Source organism: Pseudolysinimonas sp. 10J20-29, assembly GCF_055809595.1.
In genome coordinates, this window is the sequence record NZ_CM147917.1 from 2,448,415 (window position 1) to 2,462,485 (window position 14,071).

The 14,071-nt window shown below is 70.7% G+C and carries 13 protein-coding genes; 9 read left to right on the top strand and 4 right to left on the bottom strand.

The features are described from left to right. Positions 1-42 precede the first annotated feature (42 nt). Positions 43-840, top strand: coding sequence for an HAD-IIA family hydrolase (locus AC0L6Y_RS11860; RefSeq protein WP_473552656.1), 798 nt, complete (start codon positions 43-45; stop codon positions 838-840). Between the two features lie 34 nt (positions 841-874). On the opposite strand, the gene AC0L6Y_RS11865 is transcribed toward AC0L6Y_RS11860, so the two are convergent. The 3 genes from AC0L6Y_RS11865 to AC0L6Y_RS11875 are packed head-to-tail and all read right to left on the bottom strand — an operon-like array spanning position 875 to position 3,423. Continuing rightward, the gene (locus AC0L6Y_RS11865) at positions 875-2,674 is read right to left on the bottom strand and encodes a hypothetical protein (RefSeq protein WP_473552659.1); all 1,800 of its coding nucleotides are present in this window, start codon (positions 2,672-2,674) and stop codon (positions 875-877) included. Continuing rightward, a complete protein-coding gene (gene pyrE / locus AC0L6Y_RS11870) occupies positions 2,671-3,219 on the bottom strand; it encodes an orotate phosphoribosyltransferase (protein ID WP_473552662.1) in 549 nt (182 codons plus the stop codon). Before pyrE ends, AC0L6Y_RS11865 begins: the two co-directional genes overlap by 4 nt. A 9-nt stretch (positions 3,220-3,228) precedes the next feature. Then, entirely contained in the window at positions 3,229-3,423 is a 195-nt protein-coding gene (locus AC0L6Y_RS11875; RefSeq protein WP_473552663.1) for a hypothetical protein, read from the bottom strand. A gap of 92 nt (positions 3,424-3,515) precedes the next feature. On the opposite strand from AC0L6Y_RS11875, the gene AC0L6Y_RS11880 reads away from it, so the two are divergent. Then, the gene (locus tag AC0L6Y_RS11880) at positions 3,516-4,352 is read left to right on the top strand and encodes an exodeoxyribonuclease III (protein WP_473552666.1); all 837 of its coding nucleotides are present in this window, start codon (positions 3,516-3,518) and stop codon (positions 4,350-4,352) included. A 24-nt stretch (positions 4,353-4,376) separates the two neighbouring features. On the opposite strand, the gene AC0L6Y_RS11885 is transcribed toward AC0L6Y_RS11880, so the two are convergent. Beyond that, positions 4,377-5,300 carry an AEC family transporter gene (locus AC0L6Y_RS11885; protein WP_473552669.1) on the bottom strand — a complete coding sequence of 308 codons (924 nt, stop codon included), beginning with the start codon at positions 5,298-5,300 and terminating at the stop codon, positions 4,377-4,379. A gap of 110 nt (positions 5,301-5,410) precedes the next feature. On the opposite strand from AC0L6Y_RS11885, the gene AC0L6Y_RS11890 reads away from it, so the two are divergent. From AC0L6Y_RS11890 to AC0L6Y_RS11920, 7 genes are all read left to right on the top strand, one after another. After that, positions 5,411-5,884 (top strand): hypothetical protein, encoded by a 474-nt coding sequence (locus AC0L6Y_RS11890; RefSeq protein ID WP_473552672.1) that lies wholly within the window; start codon positions 5,411-5,413, stop codon positions 5,882-5,884. A gap of 110 nt (positions 5,885-5,994) precedes the next feature. Beyond that, a complete protein-coding gene (locus tag AC0L6Y_RS11895) occupies positions 5,995-7,419 on the top strand; it encodes a DUF6421 family protein (RefSeq protein WP_473552674.1) in 1,425 nt (474 codons plus the stop codon). Continuing rightward, positions 7,416-7,631, top strand: a complete 216-nt coding sequence (locus tag AC0L6Y_RS11900; protein ID WP_473552677.1) for a DUF1232 domain-containing protein — start codon at positions 7,416-7,418, stop codon at positions 7,629-7,631. Before AC0L6Y_RS11895 ends, AC0L6Y_RS11900 begins: the two co-directional genes overlap by 4 nt. Positions 7,632-7,652: 21 nt before the next feature. After that, positions 7,653-8,717 (top strand): threonine aldolase family protein, encoded by a 1,065-nt coding sequence (locus tag AC0L6Y_RS11905; protein WP_473552680.1) that lies wholly within the window; start codon positions 7,653-7,655, stop codon positions 8,715-8,717. A gap of 79 nt (positions 8,718-8,796) precedes the next feature. Further along, positions 8,797-11,379: a helix-turn-helix transcriptional regulator gene (locus tag AC0L6Y_RS11910; RefSeq protein ID WP_473552684.1), complete on the top strand. Its 2,583-nt coding sequence runs from the start codon at positions 8,797-8,799 to the stop codon at positions 11,377-11,379. After that, complete coding sequence (locus AC0L6Y_RS11915) at positions 11,376-13,061, top strand: long-chain-fatty-acid--CoA ligase (RefSeq protein ID WP_473552686.1); 1,686 nt, start codon at positions 11,376-11,378, stop codon at positions 13,059-13,061. The genes AC0L6Y_RS11910 and AC0L6Y_RS11915 overlap by 4 nt, the downstream gene beginning before the upstream one ends. A 9-nt stretch (positions 13,062-13,070) precedes the next feature. Then, on the top strand, positions 13,071-14,066 hold the full coding sequence (locus AC0L6Y_RS11920; protein ID WP_473552687.1) for an LLM class F420-dependent oxidoreductase: 996 nt from the start codon (positions 13,071-13,073) through the stop codon (positions 14,064-14,066). Positions 14,067-14,071 lie beyond the last annotated feature (5 nt).

The window sequence follows — 14,071 nt, forward strand, 5'->3', positions numbered from 1 at the left end:
TCCGGAGAAACGTCGCACTCGGGCGCTCAGTAGGCTGGTCGCATGGCTAATCGCGCTGACGTCGAATGCTGGCTCACCGATATGGACGGCGTTCTCGTCCACGAGAACACGGCGCTTCCCGGCGCCCAGGAGCTCATCGAGCAGTGGACGAACACCGGCACCCCGTTTCTGGTGCTGACGAACAACTCGATCTTCACCCCGCGTGACCTCGCTGCGCGCCTGCGCGCCTCGGGCCTCTCGGTTCCCGAGGAGGCGATCTGGACGAGCGCCCTCGCCACGGCCGACTTCTGCGCCCAGCAGATGCCCGGCGGCACGGCGTTCGTGATCGGCGAGTCGGGCATGACGAACGCGCTGCACGAGGTCGGGTTCATCCTCACCGAGACCAACCCCGACTACGTGGTCGTCGGCGAGACCCGCAACTACTCGTTCGAGGCGATCACCAAGGCGATCCGATTCATCAACAACGGCGCCCGCTTCATCGCCACCAACCCGGATGCCACCGGCCCCTCGGCCGAGGGCGCCCTGCCGGCGACCGGCGCGATCTCCGCCCTCATCACGAAGGCGACCGGCAAGGAGCCCTACGTGGTGGGCAAGCCGAACCCAATGATGTTCCGCTCGGCGATGAACAAGATCGGCGCGCACTCCGAGGTCACGGCGATGATCGGCGACCGGATGGACACCGACATCGTCGCCGGCATCGAGGCGGGACTGCACACCGTGCTGGTGATGACCGGGATCAGCGACCAGGCCGAGATCGACCGCTACCCGTTCCGGCCGGACGAGATCCTCGCCGGCGTGCACGAGCTGGTCGCGCCGATGCCCGCCGAGACGGAGCTCTGAGTCCCGACCTCAGTCCGAGCCCGGGCGGCCCCGCCTAGCCCTCGTCGACCGGGTAGGCGGCGCTGCCCTCGAGCGGCTCGCCCGAGGTGCGCGTCACGAAGCAGCGGTACGACGGGTCCTTCTCCCACTGCTCCGCCGTCGCCGGGTAGCTGCCCTGCATGGTGACGTCGAGCAGGTTGTTGAGTCCCTCCAGGTTGACGACGCCCTGCGCGGCGCAGAGCTCGTCGATGCCGGCCTGGAGCTGCTCGACGCCGGGGAACGGCACCAGCGGCTCGGCGGTGGCCGGAGTCTCGTCGTCGCTCTCCTCCGGCTCGGGCTGGTAGCTGCTGCGGTAGACCAGCTGGGCGGCGTGCGGCTCAGCGCAGTCGACGACCGTGTACTGGGTCTGCCAGGCATCCGTGTAGGGGTCGAGGCATTCGCCGCCGAGCAGCTCGTCCCACAGATAGAGCCCGGGCTCGACGGGGCCGATCGCCTCCACGGTGGCGCTCGCGCTCGGGGTCGGGCTCGCCGTGATCACCGGCGCCGGCCCGAGCAGCTCGGGAAGCCGCGTGCCGACGAAGTACAGCACGATGAGGGCGAGGATGCCGATGAGGCCGCCGGCGACCGCCATCAGGATCTTCTGGGTCTTGCCGAACCCCGCGACGGGAGGCCCGTCGCCGTCGCCGGGTCCGCCGCCGTCGCCGCCGTCCGCGCCCGCGTCGCGCGAGGACTTGGACAGGCGCTTGGCGAAGGGAGCCTCGTTCGGGTCCGGGCCGACCGGCACCTCGCGGAACTGGTCTTCGCCGAACAGCGACTGGAGCGCATCCCCCGACGCCGCCTCGGCGCTCGGGAAGAGCGCGGTGGGCTGGTCGGCGGCGGAGAGGCGCTCGGTGGGCTGATCGGCACCCCCAGCGCCCGACATGTCGTCGACGGGCGGAGCATATGCCTGCGTCGCCATGTCATCGAAGTCGGGGGTGAACGGCTGCGTCGGCTCCGACTCGACGAACGGGGTCGGCGGGCGAAGGTCGGGCGCGAAGGGCTCGGTCGGCGGCGGTCCCGCGAACGGCTGAGGCGCGGCGGAGTGGGGCACCGCGGCCGCGGGCGGGCTCGGCGGCGCTGGCTGGCTCGGCGGCGCTGGCGAGGACGGTGCGGCGGGCTGGCCCGACGGCGCGGGCGGCGTCGGTTGGCTCGGCTGCGCCGGCTGCACTGGCTGGCTCGGCGGCAGCGGCTGGGCCTGCTGCGCGGTGGGGAACGGCGCGGCCGACGGACTCGGCGGCGCGGGCTGGGCGGGCTGGCTCGGTTGTGCGGGCGGGGCGTCGTCTCCGCTCGGGCGCAGCCCCCAGTTGAAGCCGCCCGCCGCAGCCGGCGGGGCGGCGGGCGGAGTCGTCGGTGACGCGGGCGGCTGCGCGGCTGGCGGCGCGAAAGGCTGTGCGGGAGGAGCCGTCGGCGGGAAACCCGGTGCGCCCGGGAAACCAGCGGCAGGCGGCGCCTGCGCCGGCGGAACCTGTGTCGGAGGCACCTGCGCGGGCGGCACGTGCGCGGGCGGCACCGCGGCGTGCGGCCGCGCGGCCGGCGGCGGGGTCACCGGCGGCGGTGGCGGCGAGACCGGCGGCGAACCGGGTGCCGAGCCGAACGGGTTGATCAGCGTGGGCGGGCTGGCGGGCGGGCCGGAGCGCGGCGGCGCGGCAGGCGGAACCGCAGGCGGCGCAGCGGGCGGCGCGGCAGGCGGCGGAGTCTGCGGCGGCGCGGGCGACGCGGGCGTCACCGGCGGCGCGTCCTCCTCGTCACCGGCGCCGAACTGCGCGGCGAACCAGTCGGCTCCCGAGTCGATCGGCTCGTCGTCCCGTCCGGTCACGGCGCCAGTCCGAGATCGGCCAATCCGATCGCGGCGTAGTACGGGTAGCCGGCGGCCTCGATGACTTCCTTCGCGCCGGTGTCGCGATCGACGACGACGGCGACGGCCGCGATCTCGGCGCCGACCTTGAGCAGGGCCTCGATCGCCTTCAGCGGGGAGCCGCCCGTGGTCGAGGTGTCCTCCAGCACGACGACGCGCTTGCCCGCGAGCTCCGGGCCCTCCACCTGACGACCGCGCCCGTGGTCCTTCGGCTCCTTGCGCACCACGAAGGCGTCATACGGTCGCCCCTGCGCGGCGCCCTGGTGAAGCACCGCAGCGGCGATCGGGTCGGCGCCCATGGTCAGGCCGCCCACCGCATCCACGTTCGGGATGTCGGCGATCAGGTCGACCATGACCTGCCCGATGAGGGGAGCGACCCGCCCGTCGAGGCTCACCTTGCGGAGGTCGATGTAGTAGCTCGCCTTCTTCCCGCTGGTGAGGGTGAAGTCGCCGTGGAACACGGCATCCTTCGAGATGGCATCGATCAGCTTCTGGCGGGCGCTCACTCGTCCAGATTAGGGCAGGTCGTCGAAACCCAACGAGGCGAGCGCGGAGGCGGGCTCGCCGTCAGCGCCGGAACCGGCCGACGCGGAGGCGACCCCGAGCCAGGCGACGGCCGCGGAGGCCACGATCATCACGACAACCAGAATCATCGTGGCGCGCGGAGACAACCGCGGGGCACGGAGATGGGCGTCGGGATCGGAGGTCACTGCGATCACCGTATGAGAGTCGAGCCTTGGTCAATAGCCACCCCTTTGGGGGGCACCGCGGTGGCGTGCCTTCGCCCGGTAGCTTGGGAGCCATGCGCATCGCCACCTGGAACGTCAACTCGATCCGGACTCGCGTCGGTCGCGTCGTCGATTGGCTCGAGCGCGCCGACGTCGACGTGCTCGCGATGCAGGAGATCAAGTGCAAGCCGGAGCAGTTCCCGCACGCCGCCTTCGAGGTCGCGGGCTATGACGTCGCCGTGCACGGACTCAACCAGTGGAACGGCGTCGCGCTCGCCAGCCGGCTGCCGATCACCCAGGTCGAGACAGAGTTCCCGGGGATGCCCGGCTTTCTGAAGGGCGCGGAGGGCCCGGACCTCCCGCGCGAGGCGCGCGCGCTCGGCGCGACCATCGACGATGTGCGCGTCTGGAGCCTCTACGTGCCCAACGGCCGAGCCCTCGATGACCCGCACTACGCGTACAAGCTCGACTGGCTGGCGGCGCTGCGCACCGCGACGGAGGACTGGCTGCGCGCCGACCCGGACTTGCCGCTCGCGCTCACCGGCGACTTCAACATCGCGCCCTTCGACGCCGACATGGGCGACCCGAGCTTCGCGCCCGGGCGCTCGACGCACGTCTCCGAGCCGGAGCGCGCCGCGTTCCGCGCCTTCGAGGATGCGGGCCTCACCGATGTCGTGCGTCCGCTCGTGCCCGAGGGCTTCACCTTCTGGGACTACCAGCAGCTGCGCTTCCCGCGGAACGAGGGCATGCGGATCGACTTCGTGCTCGGCTCGGCCGCGTTCGCCGACCGGGTCGCGGGCGCCGAGATCCACCGCGACGAGCGGAAGGGCGACGGCCCGAGCGACCACGTGCCGGTGCTCGTCGAGCTGATGAATGAGGGCGACGACGACGATCGCCCGATGATCTTCTAGCCGGCCGCACCCGTCCGGCCGGGGTCAGGCCGCCAGGATCGCGGCGACGACGACGAGCACGGGCAGCGACAGCACCGTCGTGATGAGCACGGTGTCGCGCGCGAGCACCACCCCGCGGCCGTAGCGCTGCGCGTAGTTGAACACGTTCTGCGCCGAGGGCAGCGCGGCCAGCACGACGACGACGAACAGCTCGTGCCCGGTCAGTCCCCAGAGGACGTGCCCGACAAACCAGGCGACGATCGGCATCACGATGAGCTTGAGCGACGAGGCGAGGATGACGTCGCGGCGCGCACTGCCGGGGGCGAGCACGCGGCGACCGTGCAGCGACATCCCGAAGGTCAGCAGGATCACCGGCACCGCCGCAGATCCGACGAGGGCGAACGGCTCCATCACGAAGTCGGGAAGGTCGAGCCCGAGCACGGCGACGAGAAGGCCGGCGGCAGACCCGACGATGAGCGGGTTGGTGATCGGCTGCAGGAAGATGCGGCCCCAGGAGCGGTGCCCGTGCGAACTGACGTCGAGCACGGTGAGCGCGAGCGGAGCGATCACCAGCAGCTGCAGCAGGATGACGGGCGCCGACGCGGAGGCGTCGCCGAGCACGTAAACGGCGACCGGGATGCCGATGTTGTTGGCATTGACGTAGCCCGAGCCGAGCGCCCCGATGGTGACGTCGGCGACCGAGCGGCGCCAGGCGAAGCGGGCCACCAGCAGGAACACCAGCATCGGCACGACGGCGGAGATGATCGAGATCGGCAGGACGTCCGAGAACAGCCGCGCGACGTCGGCCTCGGCGAGCACCGTGAACAGCAGCGCGGGCGACAGCACGAAGAAGGCGAGCCGGCTGAGCGCGTAGTCGGCGTGCTCGCCCAGAAGCCCGATGCGCCCGATCAGGTACCCGACCCCGATGATGACGGCGATGATCGCGAACCCCACGAGAACACCGATCATCCCCCCATCCTGGCGTAGGTAGGGACTGCTCATGGCGCGGCGCACGGGACCCGAGAACCATAGGGAACCCACAGACCTGGCGCGCCCGCGCCTGCATCAAGGAGATTCCCATGCGACGCATCGTCCCCGTACTCGCTCTCGGCGCTGGCCTGTCCCTCGCCCTCAGCGGGTGCTTCGTCAACCCGCTCGAGAGCATCACCGAGAACCTTGTCGAGGAGGGCGTCGAGGAGCTGATCGAAGGCCAGACCGGCGTCGACATCGACGTCAACGGCTCGGGGATCTCGCTTCCCGACAGCTGGCCGTCCGAACTCCCGGTTCCGAGCGAGGGAACGCTCCAGTACTCGGCCTCGATCGGCGAGACGTTCTCAGCGCAGTACGAGGTGAGCGGACGCGGCACCTTCGACGACCTGGTGTCGAAGCTGGAGGCGGCCGGCTTCGAGAACACCGGTGAGATCGACTACGGCGGACTGACCAGCACCGCTCTCGAGACCGAGCGGTGGCAGGTCTCCATCGTCTACATCAACGGCGAAGACGGCACCCCGGCGGCGCTGCAGTATTCGATCGTCGACAAGGACGCCCAGTAGAGCCCACGACGAATTCTCGCGAGAACCGGCGCTTCGGCGCCGGTTTTCTGCGTCGGTCGCAAGAAAACCGGCGACTCGGATGCCTACGCTCGAAAGAGAAAGGAGGCGCCATGTCATCGCTCACTGCTCACCGCTCGATCGTCGGAGAACCGGAGGTCGTGGAAGACGGCGCGCTCCTTCCCGAGTCCTCGACCTGGCACGAGCTGAAGGCCGCCGTGAGCGAACTGCGCACGCTGCAGGCCGCCGACGGCAGCATCCCCGAGGTCGCGTCGCACGCGGCCGCTGCCGTGCTCGTCGCCCGGGCCGCGGCGTCGTTGCGGGCTCTCGCCCCCGCTCTCCCGCACGACGCCGCGTATCTGACGGCTGTGGACGCCGACCTCGCCCGCTGGGTCGAGACCGGGTTCCCGGTTCCCGACTTCTACGACAGCCTCGTCGCCTTCCACCCCGAGCACACGCGTGCCGACGGAGTCCGGCACGTCGTGCTGTTCCCGATGTACACGCAGAACGGGCAGAGCGAACGCCTGCTCGAAGCCGTGCTGATCGAGGTCATCTGGCCCGACTTCGTCGCGGCCCTCGAGGGCGACGCCTACTCGAACGCGATGTTCATCCCCGTGCGGTTCCTCGACTTCACCGCCGGCTACGACACCAACTCGGCGGTGCTCTTCCCCGAGACCGTGTCGATCGCCGACCGCCCGGTGCCGCCGTTCACCTGGGGGGCGATCTTCGCCGACCGCGAGGCGGCACGGTTCCGTCGCGTCGTCCGCGCCGCGGTCGAGACGACCAAGCTCGACCTGCCCGCCGACGCCGCCGAACTGCTCGACGACCAGGCGATGACCGAGCACACCTTCGTGATGTGGGACCTGATCCACGATCGCAGCCACATGCGCGGCGACCTGCCGTTCGATCCGTTCATGATCAAGCAGCGGATGCCGTACTTCCTCTACTCGCTCGAGGAGCTGCGCTGCGACCTGACCGCGTTCCGCGAGTCGGTGCGGATCGAGCACGACTCCGCCACCGACGACGAGACCCGCGCCCACGCCCGCCACGTGCAGTACGCGATCCTGTTCGACCGGATCTTCCGCTTCCCGCTGACCGGCTCGCGCGTGCGCAACTACGACGGACTCGGCGGCCAGCTGCTGTTCGCCTGGCTGCACCAGCACCACGTGCTGCACTGGACCGACACCCAGCTCGCCATCGACTGGGCCGAGCTGCCCGCCGTCGTGATCGAGCTCTCGGACCGGATCAACGAGCTGTACTGGAAGAGCATCGACCGGCCGAAGCCCGCGCACTGGCTGGCCGCCTACGAACTGGTGCGCGGCACCCTCGCGCCGCACCCCGCCTCGCAGTGGGCGCGCGGCCTGAGCGACGAGGTGCTCGCCGGAGCGCCGAAGGGCTACACCGACGCGGTGCTGGAGGACGAGTTCCCGCTGTCGATGTTCTACGAGGCGCTCGGCAGGAAGCTGCGCGCGGTGATCGATTCGACCAGCGGAATCACGGCCGCAAGCGCCGAGCCAGCCTCTAGCCTGGAGTCATGAAAAGACCCGTTCTCACCTCGGTTCTGATCGGCCTGGGCGCGCTCGTCTACGGCGCCTCGCCGCTCGACCTGGTGCCCGAGCTGCTGGCGGGTCCGCTCGGCTTCGGCGACGACGCCGTCGTGCTCGTCGCGGCGGGCGTCGCGATCTGGCGCATCCTGCGCAAGCGCTCCGGTCGCGGCGATGCCGGTGTCGACCCGGCGCCCGAGCACTGACCCGAATGCGAGACTGAGCCCGTGAGACTCCACGACGACACCCTGCGCGCCTTCGCGAGCGACAACTACGCGGGCGTGCACCCCGAGGTGCTGCACGCCCTCGCGGATGCCAACGGCGGCCACCAGATCGCCTACGGCGAGGACGACTACACGGCGCGGCTGTCGGAGGTCGTGCGGGAGCACTTCGGCGAGCGCGCGGAGACCTTCCCGGTCTTCAACGGCACGGGCGCCAACGTGGTCGCGCTCACGAGCGTGCTGCCGCGCTGGGGCGCCGTCATCGCCACCGACACCGCGCACATCCACACCGACGAGGCGGGCGCCCCCGAGCGCGTCTCCGGGCTCAAGCTGCTCACCGTCACGACGCCCGACGGCAAGCTCACCCCCGAGCTGATCGCCACCGAGGCGTGGGGCTGGGGCGACGAGCACCGCCCGCAGCCGCTCGCAGTCAGCATCACCCAGACCACCGAGCTCGGCACGCTGTACACGCCCGCCGAGGTGCGCGCGATCGCCGACTTCGCGCACGAGCACGGCATGGCGCTGCACATGGACGGCGCCCGACTCTGGAACGCGGCCGCCGCGATCGGCGTGCCCTTCGCCGAGTTCACGACCGAGGCGGGGGTCGACATCCTCAGCCTCGGCGGCACCAAGAACGGACTGCTCGGCGCCGAGGCGATCGTCGTGCTGAACCCGGAGCGCGCCGACGGGCTGATCTACCTGCGCAAGCTCAGCATGCAGCTGGGCAGCAAGATGCGCTTCCTCTCGGCGCAGCTGCTCGCCCTGTTCGACGGCGGGCTCGGACTCGCCTCGGCCGGTCACGCGAACGCGATGGCGACGCGGCTGCGGTCGGCGCTCGAGGAGGCGCGCATCCCGGGGCTCTCGTTCTCGCAGGAGACCCAGGCGAACGCGGTGTTCGCGGTGCTGCCGAACGAGGTCGCCGATGCGATCCGCGAGCACGCCCGCTTCTACGACTGGGACCGCGCCGCCGGCCAGGTGCGCTGGATGACCTCGTGGGACACCACCGAGGCGGACGTCAATGCGTTCGTCGAGCTCATCCGCTCGGAGTTCGCGCGACCCGACGGCGACTGACGACGTCACCGAACGGCGAGCACCCCCGACCCCGCTGTCCCTGCGCGAGTAGGGTGGGCGCGACCGTTTGGGGGAACTGTTGACACAGGCTGCACCGTGGCCGATCGTGCCGAGAACGGCGCTGCTCGACTCGCTCGGCGCCGGTGTGACGGCGACCCCTCCGCGCTCCCAGCTTCTCGTCGGGCCCAGCGGCACGGGCAAGACGGCGCTCGCGCAGGCCGTGGCTGCTCGAGCCGACAAGGACGGGCGCGTCGTCGTGCCGATCGTCGGAGTCGCCGAGCTCCGCTCCGTAGCGTTGGGGGCGATGGCTGCCGCGCTCGGGCCCGACGGCGATCGCAGCCTCGACGAACGAGTCCACGACCTCATCCGTCGCGTCGGGATGGCAGCCCGTCACCACCTCCTCGTGGTTGACGACGCCCCGCTGCTCGACGACGTCTCAGCGGGGGTCGTCTACCAGCTCATCCGCGTGTTCGGCGTGCCCGCTGTTCTCACGGCGCGCGACAGTCACGAACCCGGCGACATCCTCGAACGACTTCTTCGAGAGGATGCCGTCGCGCGCGTTGAGGTGACAGGGCTTGACATGCACGAGGCCGAGCTCGCTGTGCAGCGCAGGCTCGGCGGGCGATTGAACCCCGACACCCTCCACCGCGTCTGGGAGCGCACGCAAGGAAACCCCCTTTTTCTGCGGGAACTGGTCGAACGTGCCGTCCGTGCCGGAACCGTGCACCAGACGGCGTCCGGGATCGCCTTCGACGAGGGTGCGTCGGTGACGACGGACGCCAGCATCGACCGCCGTCTCGACTCGCTCGGCCCCGAGCTTGCCGCCCTCACGCGCCTGGTCGCCCTCACGCAGCCGGTTCCGCTCCGGTCGATCGCCGAGTCCGTCCACGCGCGCCATCTCGACCAGCTCATCGAGTCGAGCGTTCTGCTGCACACTCACGAAGGCATCCGGATCTCGCACCCGTTGTTCGCAGAGGCCGCGCTCCGCCGAGCGCTCCCGCAGCAGTTGAGCGCATCCCGCCTCGCCGCGGTGGCGCTGCTCCGCGAGATCGGAGATGACAACGCTCGTCTCCGCGCCCTCCGTCTCGAACTCGACGAGGGTGAGCACAGCGATCCCGCCGAGCTCGCCTGGGCTGCGGCGATCGCACGTTCTCTGGGCGACCACGCAGGCTCGGTGGAGTTCTCCCGGCGCGCGCTCGCGAACGGCACAGAGGACGAGAACACACGGTGGCACTTGGCGGCAGCGCTGTCGGCGTTGGGCCGGCTCGACGACGCAGATGCGGCATTCGCGGAGGCGTGGATGCACCTGGGCGACAGCCACGATCGGCGCGCCTGGGGGGTCTCGCTGAACGGCGACCATCTGGCGTTTCATCGCCACAACCCCGAGGCCGCGCTCGCCCTCGCCGAGCAGCACGTCGGCATGCTGCCTGCGGCCCTCCACGAGGCACTGGGCCCGGAGCTGGCGACATGGGGCATCATCGCGGGGCACCAGGCCGCGGTCGATTCCAGCAGTCGGTTCGACGACGAGTCGCCACCGCAGCTGCTGGTGCGATCCGCCATGGCCAGCGTTCTCCGCAATGCGATGGGTGGCGCCGACAACGAGTCTGGGGACTCGGTCAATGTGCTGGGGCGCATGGCGAAACGATTCGGCGTGCTCGATCCTCTCGCCGGCGCCATGGAGACCGCCGGGCGCATCCTCGCCCTGATCTCCGACGAACGCGGAACCGAGGCATGGGAGCTGGTGCAGAACCAGCGGCTCGGTCCGGTCAACGATGCCGCCGGAATGTGGAGCTTCTCGCTCGGCAACTTCTGCCACTACTCGGGTCGACCCGAGGAGGGCCTCGAGTACGCCGATCTGGCGATTCAGCAGCTGCATTGGCGCGATCTCAGCGGAGTTCTGGGCGCCGCCATGGTGCTCAAGGCGTTCTTCTTGATTCAGCTGCGGCAACGGGCCGCGGCTGAGGACGTCCTCGAGACGTTGAAACCGGCCCAGCGCCGAGAGCCGCGCGCTGCATTGCTTCTCGCCGAACTGACGGCCTGGGATCTGGCCGAGCGCGGCCGCACCGCCGAGGCCGCCGCCGCCTTGCTCGCTGCCGGTCGCCACGCCGTGACGAGCGGATACGCCGTGGGCGGAGCGTTGACCATGTCGCTCGGCATTCGGTTCGGAGAGGCAGCGCAGGTTGTCGCCGCGCTGGAGGAGTGCGCCCAGGCGGTCGAGGGACGCTCAGCGCTTGCCAACGACCTGCGCGACCTCGCTCGCGCCACCGCCGATGGAGACCCGCGAACCGTGGTCGCGATCGCCCCGCGTCTGGTTGACGCGGCCATGCCGCCCACGGCGCTGGATGCGCTGTTGGTTGTTCGCGACGCCGCGATGAGTGCCGAGGATCGGCGCCTGGTCGATCTGACCGTCGCCACGTTGCGACCGCTGTGCGAGCAAGGCCCCTGGAATTCGCGCGAGTACGAGCCCATCCTCAGCAAGCGGCAGCTCGAGGTGGCCGCGCTGGCGGCGAAGCGCTTGTCGAGTCGCGAGATCGCCCTTCAGCTCGGCGTCTCGGTTCGCACCATCGACAATCACCTGGCGCACGTCTACCGACGCCTCGGCGTGAGCGACCGGCGTGAGCTGCGCGGCGCGCTCAGCGAGACTCCTAGGCTGTCAGGGTGACAACGGACCCTTCGAAGCCCTGGCTCGACTCCTACGCCCCCGGTGTTCCCCACACGCTCCCCGACCCGACCGGGTCGCTGTTCGACCTGATGGCCGAGTCGGTGGCGACCTACCCCGATCATGTGGCGCTGGAGTTCTTCCGCCGTGAGACGACCTACGCGGAGCTCGGCGACCAGATCGCCCGGGCCGCCGAGGGGCTGCGCGAACTCGGGGTGAAGGCCGGCGATCCCGTCGCGATCTCGCTGCCGAACTGCCCGCAGCACGTGGTCGCGTTCTACGCCGTGCTGCGGCTCGGCGCGATCGTCATCGAGCACAACCCGCTCTACACGGCGCGCGAGCTGCGTCACCAGTTCGAAGACCACGGCGCCCGCGTCATCATCGCCTGGGACAAGATCGTCGAGACGGTGCAGGCCTTCCCCGCCGATGTGCGCGTCGACCACATCGTCTCGGTCAACGTCACGCGTGCGATGCCGTTTGTGACGCGCGCTGCCCTCCGCCTTCCGATCCCCAAGGCTCGCGAGGCGAGGCAGTCGCTCACCACCTCCGTCTCCGGCACGACGCCGTGGCAGGAGCTGCTCGACCACGAGCCGATCGCCGCCGAGGTGCCGAAGCCGGCCGTCGACGACGTCGCACTCATCCAGTACACGAGCGGCACCACCGGGCACCCGAAGGGCGCGACCCTCAGCCACGGCAACCTGCTGATCAACGCCGCCCAGGCGCGCGCCTGGGTTCCCGAGGTGCCGCGCGGCAGTGCGAGCGTGCACGCCGTGCTGCCGCTGTTCCACGCCTACGGCCTGACCCTCTGCCTCACCTTCGCGATGAGCATGGGGGCCCGCCTGGTGCTGTTCCCGCGCTTCGATCCCGACCTGGTGCTGTCGGTCATCCGCAAGCGCCCGCCGACGTTCCTGCCGGCGGTGCCCCCGATCTACGAGCGGCTCACCCTCGCCGCCGCGGAGCGCGGGATCTCGCTGCGCGGCATCAGCATCGCGATCTCGGGCGCGATGCCGCTCTCCCCCTCCGTCGTCGAGCCGTGGGAGGCCGCCACGGGCGGCTACCTCGTCGAGGGCTACGGCCTGAGCGAGACGAGCCCCGTGCTGATGGCGAACCCGGTCGCCCCCACCCGCAAGGCCGGCACGGTCGGCCTGCCGCTGCCGAACACCGAGATCCGGGTCGTCGACCCCGAGAACCCGACCGTCGAGATGCCGGCGGGAGAAGCCGGCGAGCTGCTCGTCCGCGGGCCGCAGGTGTTCTCCGGCTACTGGAAGCGCTCCGAGGAGACCGCCGCGGTGTTCGTCAACGACTGGTTCCGCACCGGCGACATCGTGCGGGTCGACGCCGAGGGCTTCGTGACGATCGTCGACCGGATCAAGGAGCTCGTCATCACGGGCGGATTCAACGTCGCGCCGAGCGAGGTCGAGGAGGCGTTGCGCGCGTTCCCCGGCGTCGCCGACGTCGCGATCGTGGGCATCCCGGATGAACGCGACGGCGAGCACGTCGTCGCCGCGGTCGTCGCGGCGCCGGGCGCGACCATCAACGAGCAGGCCCTGCGCGACTTCGCGCGCGAGCGGCTCGCCGCCTACAAGGTGCCGCGCCGCGTCGTGCTGGTCGACGAGCTGCCGAAGTCGCTGATCGGCAAGGTGCTGCGGAAGAAGGTGCGCGACCACATCCTCGAGCGCCCCTAGCCTGGGGTGATGCGATTCGGAATCTTCATCCCGCAGGGCTGGCGTCACGACCTCGTCGAGATCGACCCGAAGGACCACTGGGCGACGATGAAGTCTCTCGCCCTCGCCGCCGATGCGGGGCCGTGGGAGTCGCTGTGGGTGTACGACCACTTCCACACCGTTCCGGAGCCGACCGAGGAGGCGACCCACGAGGCGTGGACGCTGATGTCGGCGTTCGGCGCGGTCACCGACCGCATCCGGCTCGGCCAGATGTGCACCTGCCTCGGCTACCGCAACCCCGCCTACCTGGCGAAGGTGGCGGCGACCGTGGACCACGTCTCCGGCGGGCGCGCCGAGATGGGCATCGGCGCCGGCTGGTACGAGCACGAGTGGCGCGCCTACGGCTACGGCTTCCCCACAGCCCCGGAGCGGCTGCGGATGCTCAACGAGGGCGTGCAGATCATGAAGCAGGCCTGGACCGAGGGCGTCGCGACCCTCGACGGCGAGTTCTACCAGGTGGACGGCGCGATCGTCCGGCCGCTGCCGGTGCAGTCCGGCGGCATCCCGCTGTGGGTCGCGGGCGGCGGCGAGAAGGTGACGCTGCGCATCGCGGCGCAGTACGCGAACTACACGAACTTCGGCGGCTCCCCCGAGGTCTTCGCGCACAAGAGCGAGCTGCTGCGGGCGCACTGCGAGCGCCTCGGCACCGACTTCTCGGCCATCACGCGCTCCAGCAACTTCAACACGGTGATCGCCGAGACGGATGCGGAGGTGCAGGCGAAGCTGAACGACTACGAGGCGCGCCTCGGCCGCTTCCTCTCCGCCGACAAGGCCGCCGAGGTCGTCGCGCCGTACCGCGACGACTCGACGGACGCTCTCGCCGGCACCCCGGAGCAGATCGTCGAGGCGCTGCGCGCGCGCGAGGCGCTCGGGCTCGGCTACGCCATCCACTACTTCCCGGAGTCGGCCTACGACCGCTCCGGCGCCGCCCTCTTCGAGCGCACCGTCATCCCCGCCCTCGCCTGACCCCC

Coding starts and splice junctions, on each gene's coding strand:
- AC0L6Y_RS11880 (WP_473552666.1), top strand. CDS start 3,516: ATGCGCATCGCCACCTGGAACGTCAACTCGATCCGGACTCGCGTCGGT.
- AC0L6Y_RS11895 (WP_473552674.1), top strand. CDS start 5,995: ATGTCATCGCTCACTGCTCACCGCTCGATCGTCGGAGAACCGGAGGTC.
- AC0L6Y_RS11860 (WP_473552656.1), top strand. CDS start 43: ATGGCTAATCGCGCTGACGTCGAATGCTGGCTCACCGATATGGACGGC.
- AC0L6Y_RS11900 (WP_473552677.1), top strand. CDS start 7,416: ATGAAAAGACCCGTTCTCACCTCGGTTCTGATCGGCCTGGGCGCGCTC.
- AC0L6Y_RS11920 (WP_473552687.1), top strand. CDS start 13,071: ATGCGATTCGGAATCTTCATCCCGCAGGGCTGGCGTCACGACCTCGTC.
- AC0L6Y_RS11890 (WP_473552672.1), top strand. CDS start 5,411: ATGCGACGCATCGTCCCCGTACTCGCTCTCGGCGCTGGCCTGTCCCTC.
- AC0L6Y_RS11885 (WP_473552669.1), bottom strand. CDS start 5,300: ATGATCGGTGTTCTCGTGGGGTTCGCGATCATCGCCGTCATCATCGGG.